This is a genomic window from Micromonospora sp. MP36 (genome assembly GCF_008119785.1).
Taxonomy (GTDB): Bacteria; Actinomycetota; Actinomycetes; order Mycobacteriales; family Micromonosporaceae; genus Micromonospora.
On sequence record NZ_VSFA01000157.1, the window covers coordinates 1 to 12,641 of the forward strand.

The window sequence follows — 12,641 nt, forward strand, 5'->3', positions numbered from 1 at the left end:
GGCCCACACCACCAGAGCGGCCAACGGCAGGGCGACCAGCATCATGAGCAGCACCCCGTTGAACGTATCGAAGCAGCCGTGCCACCGCCCGGCAAGGCACCTCGGAGCGGACATCATGAGCGGCCGCCGCACGACGAACGCCGCGCTCGCCAGGCCGACGATCGCCAGGCTGACGAGCACGATCCTGCGCGTGCGGCGGGGCGGTGCTGACGGAGACGCGCTGTGGTTCATGCTCCCATTGGAAACGGAGGGCCGTTGCGGTGGCGTATGCAATTTTGGATACGTCCGCGATACACGAGATCCCCGGCATCGTCGCCTGGCACCTCTGCCGCGACCGGGGCCCGCAGCCGGCTGGCCAGCCTCGTTTTTGATCTTCGCTTTGGCCAAGGGGCGTGCCGGGTCGGGCATTTGCCCGGCCCGGCATCGGTCCGTCGATCAGCCCCGGAAACGACGGAGGCGGTAGTACGCGTACCCGCAGAGAAGCGCCGTGACGAACCCGAACAGTGCCAACTCCCACCACTGGAACATCCAGTAGCGGTCGCCGGGTTGATAGGTGACGACCTGGTGGTAGTCCTCGCCGATCCGCGCTACGCAGTCGTGCATCCGCTGCCGGACGGCTTCCGGAGCCGGGCCCGCCGGACCTCCCGGCCCCTGGCCGAGCGTCGGGCAGGTCGCTCGCAGCACCTGATCGGTGAGCGGCTCTCCGGCGGCGTCGACGATGCGGACGGACTGGATCCAGGCGTTCGGGATGTCCGGCGTGGTCGGTTGCAACGTGCTCGGTCCGACGCCAAACAGGATGTTCCCGCCCGAGCCGTACCCGGTCGTGTCGGGGTCGAGCGGCATGGACACCACGCGCGGGGCGAACACGAGCGGCCGGATCCACTCGGTCACCAGGATCCGGACTGTCAGCAGACCGGCCAGGGTAAGAGCCATGGCCGGCAGCGTCCGGCGAGTGACCAGACCCGCGGTCACGCCGAACGCGAAAGCGAACAGCGCGTACCCGATCGGCACGATGTCGCGCTGGTCGAATGTGCCGTAGACGGCCGCCGCCGCGTGGTCCAGCGGTGCGGCCCACCACGTGACGAGTGCGCTGAGCAGTGCGGTCGCCACAACGGTCGCGGTGCCGGCGACCACCAGCTTCACCGCCAGCCAGCGGCTCCGGCTGATGCTCTGCGCCCAGACCAGTCGATGGGTCCCGGCTTCGAACTCCCCGGCGATCATCGGCGCACCCCAGAACGCGCCGATCAGCGCGGGTGCCACGGTCACGACGAGACCGAAGACGGTTCGCGCGGCCGTGTTGTCGAGTGCGAACGCGGTGAGGGCGGGGCAGTGGGCGTCCGATCCGCAGGCGTGCTGCGCGGCTGCGGCGGCGTCGGCGAGATGCGGCCGGGTCGCCACGACCACTGAGGCGACCGCGACGAGTCCGACCACGGCAGTCCAGGCCGAGGTCCGGAACTGGCGGAGCGCGAGCCAGATCATGCGACCTCCCAGGTAATCGTGGCGATGGTGAGCAACCGATTCATTGGGAGGACCCTTCGTCGGTCGCCCGGCCGAGCTCGTCAAGGACCACGCGCTCCAGCTCAGCGGGGGTGGCGCACAGTCCCGCGATCGCGGCGGCGAGCCGGATCCGACCCCCGGCAACGACCACCACGTGGGTACAGGTGTGGGCCAGATCGGCGACCAGGTGCGTGGAGAGCACCACCGCGGTGCCGGTGGCCGTCGCGGCCGCCACCGTCTCGTCCAGGAACGCGCGGCGCGCGAGCGGATCAAGGCTGGCCACCGGTTCATCGAGGACCAACAGGTCGGGGCTTTTCGACAGGGCGAGCGTGAGCGCCAGCTGGGCGCGCTGACCGCCGGAGAGACGGCCGGCTTTCTGCCGGGGCGGCAGTCCCAACCGTTCCACCCGCTCCTTCGCCGCGGCTGCGTCCCAGCGATGCGAGTTGAGCCCCGCACCCAGACTCAGGTGGTCGGCGACGGTCAGGCCGGCGTACGTCGGGGCGTCCTGCGCGACGAACCCGACCCGACCGGACCGCATCGCCGCGTCAGGGGTGCCACCGAGCACCCGGACGGCACCCGCCGTCGGCGATAGCAGGCCCACGATCAACTGCAGCAGGGTCGTTTTGCCGGCGCCGTTCGGTCCGACCAGGCCGACGATCGCGCCCTCAGGCACGGCCAGCGTGCAGTCGCGTAACGCCCACCGTCGCCGGTACCTCTTGGCAAGCTGTTCGGTCTCCAGGATCATGCCGCCAATTTCTACGCCGGCACCGGTGACAGCCCGGTCACAAGCGGCCGTCACCGTACTGTCACCAGTCGGCTGGCATGCTCGACCCATGCGGGTGCTAGTCGTCGAGGATCACGAGCTGCTCGCCCGGACGATCGGCGCCGGGCTGCGTCGCGAAGGAATGGCCGTGGACGTCGTCACCGACGGAGGCCAGGCACTGGAACGCCTGGACCTCGCGCCGTACGACGTGGTGGTGCTCGACCGCGACCTGCCGACCGTCCCCGGCGACGACGTGTGCCGGCGCGTCGGCGAACGCGGCCTGCCCGCCAGAGTCCTCATGCTCACCGCCGCGGCCACGCTCGCCGAGCGGGTACACGGTCTCGATCTCGGTGCCGACGACTACCTGACCAAGCCGTTCGACTTCCCTGAACTGGTCGCCCGGGTCCGGGCGCTCGGCCGCCGATCCGGCCCGCCCGTGCCACCGGTGCTGCGCTTCGCCGACGTGGAACTGGACCCGGCCCGCCGGACCGTCACCCGTGCGGGTCGGCCGGTGGCCCTCAGCCCAAAGGAGTTCGCGGTGCTGGCGCACCTGCTGGCTCGCCCCGGCCAGGTGGTGTCCGCCGAGGAGCTGCTCGACCACGTCTGGGACGAGGCCGCCAACCCGTTCACCACCACGGTCAAGACCACGCTCGGCCGGCTCCGGGCCAAGCTCGGTGAGCCGCCGATCATCACGACGGTCCGCGAGGGCGGGTACCGTGCCGGCGACTGAACGGCCGCGCCTGCGTACCCGGCTCGCGCTGCTGTACGCCACGACGGCGGTCGTCCTGGGCGCCGTACCAGTGGCCGTCGTCGGCCTCGGCACGTGGACCGGCCGGTCCACCCAAGCGGTCGGTGCCGCAGCTGGCGGAGGCACGGTGAGCAACACCGGCCCGGTGCTGGTGGCTGTCGCCGTGGGGTTGCTCGTGGTAGCGCTCGTGGCAGCTCCGATCGGGTGGGCGCTCGCCGGGCGGGCGGTGCGACCGCTCCGGGAGCTCACTTCCGCAGCCGAGGGCGCCACCGCGGACCGGTTACCCGAACACGGCGAACTTGGCCGGTACGAGGAGTTCGCCGACCTGTCCGCCACGCTGGCCGGGCTCTACACCCGGCTCGACGCCGCATACGCCGCACAACGCCGCTTCGTCGCCGACGCCTCGCACGAACTGCGGACCCCGCTGACCGTTCACCGGACGCTGATCCAGGTCACGCTCGCCGATCCGGACGCCGACGCGACGTCGTTCCGCGCCCTGTGCGAGGAACTGCTGCGCATCGGGAACCAACAGGAGCGGCTGGTCACTGCCCTGCTGGCGCTTGCGCAGGGCCAGCAGGGCTCGGGGGCCGCCCAACCGGTCGACCTGGCCACACTCGCCGCCGAGGCGGTGACGGTACGCGGGTCCGCGGCCGCGGGCCCCACCATTCGCGCCGACATTCAGCGGGCCGTCGTGGCACGCTCCGATCCGACGCTGCTAGCCAGCCTGATCGGCAACCTGCTGGACAACGCGATCCACTACAACCTTGACGGCGGGCGGGTCGATGTCGAGACGCGCTGTGATGGGACGCGGGCGGTACTCGCGATCAGCAACACGGGACCCGTTGTGCCGGAGGACGCGATCGACCGGATCCTGCAGCCGTTCCAGCGCCTCGCCGCGCCGCGGATGCACACCGGGAGTAGAGGGCTGGGGTTGGCGATCGTGCGTGCAATCGTGGACAGCCACGGGGCGGACCTGCGGGTGGTGCCGAACCCGGAGGGCGGTCTTACCATCACGGTAGGCTTCGCCGCCGCCTGACAGCGCTCGTCCAGCCGATGTGCGGAACGCCCCCGGCACGAGCCTCGTGCTCGCGACCAGTGCGTTTGCCCAGTCTGATCTTGGGATGGACCGGCGCCCGGGAACGGCGGTCGCATCAGCGCGGGATGATCGCGTGGTGTCAGAGCGCCGTGACGAGGCGGAACCGTTCCAGCACGACTTGCGTGTCATCGTCCACGGTGAAGTCCGGGTTGCCGAGCCAGCCACGGTAGTCCGCTCCGTGCCAGTACTCCTCGTGCCCGGCTCGCCAGGCGGCAACCGAGTCGTCCCCCTCGCCCTCGTCCCGGGCGTGTTCGAGGTTGACGTCACCGAGTCGAGCGACCCGCACCTCGGTCACTTCGATCACCGCGACCCGGCGACCGGCAGAGTCGACCACGGCGGCTCGGGCACCCACGACCGGTAGTGGTTCGTCATCGATTTCGTAGTCCTGCAGCAGCCCGGTAGTGGCGATCTTGGTCCCGTCGAGCACGGCAGCGACCAGCTTGTCGCGCAGCGGACCAGGGAAGGCGAACTCGAACATGGGCAGATCGGCGGCGTCGCTGCTCGTCATGGGCCTGAAGCCTGCTCGCCTCCCTGCGCCCACGCCACCCAATTTATGAGGGGCGCATGCTCGCGGAACGCGTGGGCCGAAGGCATGCGGCCGCCGAACGGCTGCGGATCCGCCGGATCACGTTCACACATCGCCTGCGGGAACACCTGGCGGGTCATCTCGCCGCCCAGTAGGTGCGGGTGTTGACGAACTCGCGTAGGCCGACGGCGGCGAGTTCCCGTCCGTATCCGCTGCGTTTGGTTCCGCCGAAGGGTAGCCGCGCGTCGGAGGCGACAACGGCGTTGATGAAGGCCGCACCGGTGGTGACCTGTCGGGCGAAGGCGGTGCCGTGTTGCGGGTCGGCGGTCCACACGCTCAGGCCCAGCCCGTAGGGCGTGGCGTTGGCCAGCCGGACGGCGTCGGCCTCGTCGGTGGCGATCGCGACGGCGGCGACCGGGCCGAAGGTTTCCTCGTCGAAGGCGGCCATGCCGGGCGCGGCGTTCCCGAGGATGGTGGGCTGGAAGAAGTATCCGCTGCCGGGAAGCGGTCGTCCTCCGGTGAGCAGGGTGGCGCCGGCGGCGAGGGATTCGTCGACCTGTCGTTGAATGGTGTCGCGGAGGTCGCCGCGGGCCATCCTCCACGACGCCATAGCCAGAATCGCGAACAACAACTGGGCCAACCGACTCCACGAACAAATCTCCGACCACATGGTCCCGGAGCACGCCGGCCAGACCGCCTACGCACACGTCATCGCCGCACGAAACCAGGCCCTGCAGGCGATCAACGCCAGTCTTGACGGCTAACCGCCCTGGGGCCTGATCGTCGCGGCCGTCGCGCCACCTGCTCTGACTGCGGGGCCCTGAGCCGGGCGGGGCGTGGACGAGCGGGGACCTGCCGTATCACCAGCGACATACATGTCCTGGCTCCGCGACAGATGTCGACTCGACCGCTGGTGGGCGATCGTCGGAACCGACCGTTTCGACGACCCGACGGAGCTGCCATGCCCACGTACGCCCGCCCCCGCCTGCCTGACGCTGCTGGCCTCGCCTGCGTCGCCGCCCTGGCGATCGCACTCACTCGGGCCGCCCTGCCCGCAGCGGACGGCTACACGAAGGGATTCGCCCCCTGGTGGGTTCCCGCGGTCGGCGCCCTGTTCGGCGTCGGTGCCGCGCTGGCCATGCGGCGGCGGCCCGGTCCGGTCCGGATACCACGTCTGGCGGTGCTGGCCACCGCGTGGTCCGCGCTCGTCCTGCTGATCTGGTCCGCCGGCGGCATTGTCTTCGACGCGCTGCGGGCGCTGGCGGTACTCGGTGTGCCAGGGCTGCCACCGGTCGTCGACTGGCCGGGGTTCATGGCCCGCGCCGCGGCGCTCGCGGCCGGGGCGCTCCTGGCCGCAGCCGCCCTCCGCCATGCCAGGGCCACCGGTGCAGACCGCGCCCCCAAGGTCTGGCCCGGCTATGCGGCAGCCGCACTGGTCCTGCCGTACCCGGCGCTGAAGGTCTACTGGGCGATGGGTGGCGAGCTGGCGCGGCGGGCGGTCGGCCCGGCCTCTCTCGAGGGCTTCCCCGTCATGGAGCTGGTCGTCTTCGGGGTAGCCGGCGGGATCGCCCTCGCGCTGGTGCGGCCGTGGGGTCGGTTCCTGCCCCGCTGGATGCTGCTTGCCGCCGGCTGGACCGCGACCGGTGTGCTGCTCAGCATGGGGGCACTGGCCGGGCTCGGCACCCTGGCGCAGGCGACGGGCGTGGTCAACGGCCCGGTACGGCTCACCGGCGGCGGGTGGATCGTGGCCTTCGTGTACGGAACTTGGCTGCTGCTCGGTCTCGCTTTCGGCGCCGCCACGCTCGGATACCAGCGACGCGCCCAGCGGAGACCCGCGCCGTCCGCGCCCCTGTCGACGGCTGCCTAGGCTGGGGGCATGGCGCGCTGGACGGGGCGAGGGGCTCCGCTGCTGTCGGTGCTGGTCGGCCTCCCGGTTGCGGCCTCGTCGCTGCTCATGGCGTTCGTGTCGCTGCCGGTCGGCCCGGCCGTACCGCTCGGGTTGGGGGTGCTGGGCGCGCACGCGGCGCTGCTGGCCCGGCGGGCGGCGCCGCGCGCCGCATTCGCTGTGGTGTGTGTCGCGTTGGCGGTGCAGGCCGCCGTCAGCGGGCTGTTCCTGATCATGCCCTCGGTGCTGGTCTTCCCGTTCGCCATCTACTCCATGGCGGTTTACGCGAGTCGACGCTTTGCCGCGGCGGGCCTGGCCGTGGCGGCCGTCGCCGCGGTTCTGGCCACTCTGCGCCTCGTCAACGATCCCAGCGTGACGGCCGCCGGGCTCCGGCCGAACCCGTTCCTGGTATGCGGCTTGTTGGTCGCGGTCGTGGTCGCGGCGTGGCTCCTCGGCCTTTACCGCCGCACCCAACTGGCCTACCTCGCGTTGCTCGAGGAGCGGGCTCGGCAGGCCGCAGCCGAACAGGAAGAGCGCGCCCGACGGGCGGTCATCGAGGAGCGGAACCGGATCGCCCGGGACATGCACGACGTCGTCGCGCACTCACTTTCCGTTATCCTGAGTCAGGCGAAGGGCGGACAGTTCCTGGTCCGCAGTCAGCCAGAACGGGCGGCGGAGATACTGGCGACCATCGAGAACGCAGGCCGGCTCGCCCTGACGGACATGCGCGGGCTGCTCGGCGTACTGAGGTCCGCCGAGCAGGAAAGCGAAAGCCGAGAGCCCCAGCCGGGGCTGCGGGATCTGCCACAGCTTCTTGACCGCGTAGGGGCCGCGGGCCTGCCGGTCAGCCACCACGAACACGGCACCGCGCGGCCCGTCACCCCCGGCGCCGAACTGGCGATCTTCCGTACCGTGCAGGAGGCGCTCACCAACACCGTCAAACACGCCGGCCCGGACGGCCGGGCGGTGGTTACCGTGAGTTGGGCCGTCGACGGCCTCTGCGTGACGGTCCGCGACCGGGGCAACCGGGACGGCGCTCCGGCCGGGACCGGCCACGGCCTGATCGGGATGCGGGAACGGATCGCCGCGGCAGGGGGGTCACTGTCGGCGGGTCCGGCTGACGGCGGCTTCCTGGTGACCGCCCGACTGCCGTACGCGGTGCCGGCGGACGAGGCAGCCGCATGACCATCCGGGTGTTCCTCGTCGACGACCAGGACCTCGTACGCGCCGGCGCAGCGATGATGATCGACGCGCAGGACGACATGACCGTGGTCGGCCAGGCAGCCGACGGGGCGCACGCGCTCCAGGCGCTCGCCGTCACCGCCGCCGACATCGTGCTGATGGACGTCCGGATGCCCCGCGTCGACGGCGTGGCCGCAACCCGTCAACTCCTCGCCGGTCCCGGGCCGAAGCCCAAGGTCATCGTCCTCACCACGTTCGACCTGGACGAGTACGCCTTCGCGGCGCTGCGCGCGGGCGCCAGCGGTTTCCTGCTCAAGGATGCCCCGGCGGACGAGATGCTCGCCGGCATCCGCGCGGTCCACAACGGAGACGCGGTCATCGCGCCCTCGACCACCCGGCGGTTGCTCGACCGCGTCAGCGTGCACCTACCCGCCTCGCCGGGCGGGCCGGACCTGGCGGGGACGCTCACCCCGCGGGAGCGTGAAGTGTTGCTCCACGTCGCGCGAGGATCCTCGAACGCCGAGATCGCGGCCCGGCTGTTCCTGAGTGCGGGGACAGTGAAGATCCACGTGAGTCGGGTCCTGGCCAAGCTCGGCCTGCGCGACCGGGTGCACCTGGTCATCTGGGCATACGAGCACCGGCTCGTCCACCCCGACGCGTGACCCGGCCGCTGGCGCCTCAGGATCGATGGAGCGATCCGATCGCCGACGCGTGACCCGCGCCAGCGATCGGCGGTCAGCCCCAGATGGCCTTCGCCCACTCAGGGTGGTCGATGAACGGGTTGCGGTTGCCCTGCCAGCGCTCGTAGATACGCTGGTTGCGCCGCTGCTCGAAGGCGTCCGGCGGGTCCAGCTCGTTCCAGGCCAGCAGCTTCGAAATCCGCCCCAGGTAGGGTGCGGTGCCGTTGCTCACCGAGTCGTTCGGTTCCAGGTTCGGCCAGCCGTCGTCGCCCTCGTACCGGATCGCCATGTACAGGATCATGCGGGCCACGTCGCCCTTCACCGCGTTCCGTGGTTCGAACGAGTCGGCGTCGGTGTAGCAGCCGGGGGCCTCGGCGACGGCGCTGCCGCCCGAGTCGAAGTCCTTGTTGCCGCGCAGCGAGTTGACCGACACGTCCGTCGGACGCAGGTGGTGCACGTCGGTGCCGGGGCCGGCGGCGGTTCCGAAGTCACCGTGCGACTTCGCCCAGACGTGCTCCCGGTTCCAGTCGTCCACGCCGCCCCCGTTGCTGCTCTTGCTCTGCGAGCGCCCGGTGTAGAGCAGGATCACGTTGGCGGAATTGGCCGGGTCCTGGTCGGTGTCCTTGAGCGCCTCCCACACCTGGTCGTACGTGAGCCTGGTCTGCACCTTGATGATGGTGTGCAGCGAGTTGCGCAGCGCCGTCCCGGTCTTGCCTATCGCGCTGGCGTAGTAGGTCGAGTCGTACGGGCCGCCGGTCGAGGTCGGGGTGGGAGAGGCGGTCGGCGATGGGCTCGTGCCGCCGCCCAGGCTCATCGCGGTCGGGTTCTTCAGGCCACCGTGGCTGAAGTAGGCGGTGAGCGTGCCCGTCGCGGTGATCTGCTTCCCGCGCAGCGACGGGTTGGTGAGCAGCCCGAAGCTGCTCCGCCAGGCGGCGGTGACCTGGACGTACAGCATCCGACTGGTGCTGGTCTCGGTGGCCGCGTCGGCGATCGCGATCGCCGTGTCGGCGGTGTAGTTGGACGTGAGCACCGTGGTTGACGAGGTCGGCTGGCCGATGACGTAGCCCGTCACGGTGGCGGTCCTGCCGTCCTGGGCGGCCAGTGCCTGCGCGACCGTCAGGGTGGTCGCCGCCGATGCCGAGCCGGTCACCACCACGGGGATCACGACGATGACGGCCAGCGCGAACGCCGCGATCAGCCGCCCGGGTCGCGAGCGGATGACGTTCTTAATATCCATGGATGACGATGCTATCCGGGCCGGGGGCAACTCCGGAACATCAGCAGGACAACTTCGCGGTCTCCCCGGCCCCTCCGCTTACCCGCCGGTAAGGTCTCGCAGAGCCAGCACCGACTTCAAGGACTTGCTGTGGGGGTGGATGCACGAGGGCCGCCGACACCTGTGCCAGGATCCGACCACGGGCGAGTTGCTGTGGCAGCCCGCTACACCCGCCTAACGCCTCTGCCGCCTGGTCTTCTGGAACGGGCACAGCGGTCGGTCCGGCGCTGCAGGCGACTCGGCGGGTGCACGACCTCGTGCAATACCCGTCTGGGCGACCATCAACCGCCCCCCCACTGCCCGCCACACCAATGGAGCTGGCTCGCTTTTGGGACGTCAAGTGCAGCTCTGTCCGGCGGGGTCCGCCGACGACTAGCTGCCCGGCAATCGGCCGGAAGACTTGCGCTCGCATCCAGGTGAGCGGGCGAAGCACGGACGGTTGGGATGGCTCGCCAGCCAACCCGTCCCGCAGGCTTACTACCCGATGGCGGCGGGTACCGCGCACAGGTGAGCCCACCGTCGCGTCCGGGAAATCTTCCGCCGGCGCCGCTGCTGCGGGCCGCCCTGATCGTCGGCTGCCTGCTGCTGTTGGCCGCTGGTGCCTACCTGGCGGTCCGGCTGCTGGCCATTCTCGCGCCGGTCACCATCGCGGTGATCGTCGCTCTGCTGCTGGCCGCACTCATCGGCCCGCTCACCGAGTACCTGAAACGGCGGTGGTTGCCTCGAACCCTGGCCGCGGCGCTCGCCGTACTCGGTCTCATCGTGGCCGTGGCTGGTGCGTTGTTCTTCGCCGGTCAGGGAATCGCGGCCCAACAAGGGAGCCTGCGGACGCAGATTGGGGCCGGCATCGTCCGGCTGCGGCAGTTTCTCGCCCACGGGCCGCTGCGGATCAGCGACCAGCAAATCGACCGATTCCGGACGGAACTGCTTCCCACGCTTCGGCGCGCGTTGCCCAGTCCGCTCACCGGCGCCGCCAGCGCCGTCGAGGTGCTCGGCGCCATCGTCCTGTCGATCATCCTGCTGTTCTTCCTTCTCCGCGATGGGCCCAGCATGTGGTGTTGGCTGGTGCGCCAACTGCCGCTCGGCGACCACCACCGGATCGACCTCGCTGGGCGGGCCGGCTGGCGTAGCCTTTCCTCGTACGCTCGCGGGATCGTGGCAATCGCGGCCACCGACGCGATCGGGATCGGGATTTCTCTGTTCGCGCTGCGGGTACCGCTTGCGCTGTCCCTCACGCTGCTCGTGTTCCTCTTCGCGTTCGTGCCGATCGTCGGCGCTGCGGTGGGCGGCGGCCTCGCCGCACTAATCACGCTCGTCACCAACGGACTCGGCGATGCGATTCTCGTGTCCATCGCCGTGGTTGTCGTGCTACAGGCGGAGGGACACCTGCTCCAACCAGTCGTCATGCGCCGCGCGGTACGCCTTCACCCGGTGGTGACGCTTCTCGCGATCGGTGTCGGCGGCGTGCTGGCCGGAGTGGTGGGCGCGCTGATCGCCGTCCCCCTCTGCGCGTTCGTTTACCACGCCACCGGGGCGTACCGCGCCGCGTCAGAGAAGAAGGCCGGCGGGGGTGACGGCCCCGGGGGCCCACTACCCGACTCATAGCCCCTTCGTGGTGGTGACAGGTCACCACGAGCGTCAGCCGGGTGCACCAGGCCGAGTCTGGATCAGCCAGGCGAGTGGCCTTATCCTGCCGCAGTGCAGCAGACGTGGCGGGTGTCGTTAGTGGGGCGGGCTTTCGGCATCCTCGTTCTGGTTCTGGCCGGCATCGTTGCCTCGGCCATCGTCGTCAGCGGGCTCGATCTCGCCTCGAAGGTCGTTTCTGTGCTGCTGCTCGGCGGCTTGGCGGCTTTTGTCTACGTGAACGCATTGCGTCCGTCGATCACGTTGACCAACTCTGAGCTGGTGATCCGGAACAAGTTCAGGACGTATCGAATCGACCTCAACACGATCGTGCGCGTGGACGCCGGCTATCAGGGCATAGGGGTGCAGAAAAGGCACGGCCAGGTGGTCCACGGTTGGGCTGTCCAGAAGTCGAACCTCGCCCGATGGCTTGGTCGGCACACCCGCGCGGATCTCGTGGTCGAGGCGATCGAAGAGGAACGGCTGCGTTACGCGGTGCCTCCAGTTGACGGGACACATGGGCCGGAGGCTGCCGAGCACCGACCGTGACACCCCTGGTCAACGGCGCGTGCTAGTTGTCCGCTTTTGGCGGTGAGCGATAGGCGCACAGTCTGGCTATGCTGCCTGGTCATGAGCGAGACGGCTCCATCGCCTTCCCCGTCGGCAGCGCCCACCGAGGCCGAGTCCCTGCTGTCTGTCCTCGATCGCAACCGGCGGACCTTCGCCTGGAAGACGTCGGGGCTCGACGAAAAGGGCCTGCGCGCGACCACGGCCGCCAGCGCAATGACGCTCGGTGGTCTCGTTAAACATATGGCCCTGGTCGAGGCAGACTGGCTGGCTGTCAAGCTCGCCGGACATGATTACGGGGCCCCCTGGGAGGCGGTCGATTTCGACGCCGATCCTGACTGGGAGTGGCGAACCGGGGCGCTCGACTCCCCGGAAGATCTCTACGCCGTGTGGCGAGACGCCGTCGAGCGGTCGCGCAAGCTTGTTGCTGAGGTCATCACGGCGCGCGGGCTGGACGGACCGGCATCCTTCACCTGGCCGGACGGTCGCACGCCCACTGTCCGCGCCATGCTGTTGGACATGGTTGAGGAGTACGCGCGCCACACCGGCCACGCCGACATCCTCCGTGAAGCAGTAGATGGTCTCGTCGGTGAGGGCGCGCCCGCGGATTTCACCGTCTAGGCGAGCCCATCGTTGTGACCATTCGGCCCGGCTGCTGCGCGTGTCCCGTCGGCGTAGTTCCGCACGCGTGAGCCAAACAAGCCCGCCGAGCGATGCAAGCACATCTCTCACCACTCCCCCGGTTGTCCGTGGACCTCTTGCGGACCAGATGCGGACCGCGCACCCGTTAGCACCTAG

The 12,641-nt window shown here is 70.1% G+C and carries 13 protein-coding genes and 1 pseudogene; 8 read left to right on the top strand and 6 right to left on the bottom strand.

Annotated elements, in window-relative coordinates; genetic code table 11:
- From FXF52_RS38320 to FXF52_RS38330, 3 genes and pseudogenes are all read right to left on the bottom strand, one after another.
- Nucleotides 1–231: pseudogene (locus FXF52_RS38320) on the bottom strand (VanZ family protein); the annotation flags it as partial.
- Between the two features lie 204 nt (nucleotides 232–435).
- Complete coding sequence (locus FXF52_RS38325) at nucleotides 436–1,479, bottom strand: ABC transporter permease (protein WP_148804564.1); 1,044 nt, start codon at nucleotides 1,477–1,479, stop codon at nucleotides 436–438.
- A 40-nt stretch (nucleotides 1,480–1,519) separates the two neighbouring features.
- Nucleotides 1,520–2,242, bottom strand: coding sequence for an ABC transporter ATP-binding protein (locus FXF52_RS38330; RefSeq protein ID WP_148804565.1), 723 nt, complete (start codon nucleotides 2,240–2,242; stop codon nucleotides 1,520–1,522).
- A gap of 88 nt (nucleotides 2,243–2,330) precedes the next feature.
- Here FXF52_RS38330 and FXF52_RS38335 point away from each other — a divergent pair, with 88 nt between their 5' ends.
- Both FXF52_RS38335 and FXF52_RS38340 read left to right on the top strand, forming a co-directional pair.
- Nucleotides 2,331–2,990: a response regulator transcription factor gene (locus FXF52_RS38335; RefSeq protein WP_148804566.1), complete on the top strand. Its 660-nt coding sequence runs from the start codon at nucleotides 2,331–2,333 to the stop codon at nucleotides 2,988–2,990.
- On the top strand, nucleotides 2,977–4,044 hold the full coding sequence (locus FXF52_RS38340) for a HAMP domain-containing sensor histidine kinase (protein ID WP_187413964.1): 1,068 nt from the start codon (nucleotides 2,977–2,979) through the stop codon (nucleotides 4,042–4,044). Before FXF52_RS38335 ends, FXF52_RS38340 begins: the two co-directional genes overlap by 14 nt.
- Nucleotides 4,045–4,183: 139 nt before the next feature.
- Here the strand turns inward: FXF52_RS38340 and FXF52_RS38345 are convergent, their stop codons facing one another.
- Together FXF52_RS38345 and FXF52_RS38350 are read right to left on the bottom strand one after the other, a co-directional pair.
- Entirely contained in the window at nucleotides 4,184–4,612 is a 429-nt protein-coding gene (locus FXF52_RS38345) for an ASCH domain-containing protein (protein ID WP_148804568.1), read from the bottom strand.
- Between the two features lie 154 nt (nucleotides 4,613–4,766).
- The gene (locus FXF52_RS38350) at nucleotides 4,767–5,225 is read right to left on the bottom strand and encodes an aldehyde dehydrogenase family protein (RefSeq protein WP_222870911.1); all 459 of its coding nucleotides are present in this window, start codon (nucleotides 5,223–5,225) and stop codon (nucleotides 4,767–4,769) included.
- 366 nt (nucleotides 5,226–5,591) lie between these two features.
- On the opposite strand from FXF52_RS38350, the gene FXF52_RS38355 reads away from it, so the two are divergent.
- From FXF52_RS38355 to FXF52_RS38365, 3 genes are read left to right on the top strand one after another with little or no spacing between them, the layout of a single operon-like run.
- Nucleotides 5,592–6,497, top strand: coding sequence for a hypothetical protein (locus FXF52_RS38355; protein ID WP_148804570.1), 906 nt, complete (start codon nucleotides 5,592–5,594; stop codon nucleotides 6,495–6,497).
- A 9-nt stretch (nucleotides 6,498–6,506) separates the two neighbouring features.
- Nucleotides 6,507–7,700, top strand: coding sequence for a sensor histidine kinase (locus tag FXF52_RS38360; protein WP_148804571.1), 1,194 nt, complete (start codon nucleotides 6,507–6,509; stop codon nucleotides 7,698–7,700).
- Nucleotides 7,697–8,359: a response regulator transcription factor gene (locus tag FXF52_RS38365; protein WP_148804572.1), complete on the top strand. Its 663-nt coding sequence runs from the start codon at nucleotides 7,697–7,699 to the stop codon at nucleotides 8,357–8,359. Before FXF52_RS38360 ends, FXF52_RS38365 begins: the two co-directional genes overlap by 4 nt.
- 73 nt (nucleotides 8,360–8,432) lie before the next feature.
- Here the strand turns inward: FXF52_RS38365 and FXF52_RS38370 are convergent, their stop codons facing one another.
- Nucleotides 8,433–9,614: an endonuclease gene (locus FXF52_RS38370; protein ID WP_148804573.1), complete on the bottom strand. Its 1,182-nt coding sequence runs from the start codon at nucleotides 9,612–9,614 to the stop codon at nucleotides 8,433–8,435.
- A gap of 546 nt (nucleotides 9,615–10,160) precedes the next feature.
- Here FXF52_RS38370 and FXF52_RS38375 point away from each other — a divergent pair.
- The 3 genes from FXF52_RS38375 (at nucleotide 10,161) to FXF52_RS38385 (ending at nucleotide 12,464) form a co-directional block, all read left to right on the top strand.
- Nucleotides 10,161–11,258: an AI-2E family transporter gene (locus FXF52_RS38375; RefSeq protein WP_187413965.1), complete on the top strand. Its 1,098-nt coding sequence runs from the start codon at nucleotides 10,161–10,163 to the stop codon at nucleotides 11,256–11,258.
- 93 nt (nucleotides 11,259–11,351) lie between these two features.
- On the top strand, nucleotides 11,352–11,825 hold the full coding sequence (locus tag FXF52_RS38380; RefSeq protein ID WP_148804575.1) for a hypothetical protein: 474 nt from the start codon (nucleotides 11,352–11,354) through the stop codon (nucleotides 11,823–11,825).
- 81 nt (nucleotides 11,826–11,906) lie between these two features.
- Complete coding sequence (locus tag FXF52_RS38385; RefSeq protein WP_148804576.1) at nucleotides 11,907–12,464, top strand: DinB family protein; 558 nt, start codon at nucleotides 11,907–11,909, stop codon at nucleotides 12,462–12,464.
- Nucleotides 12,465–12,641 lie beyond the last annotated feature (177 nt).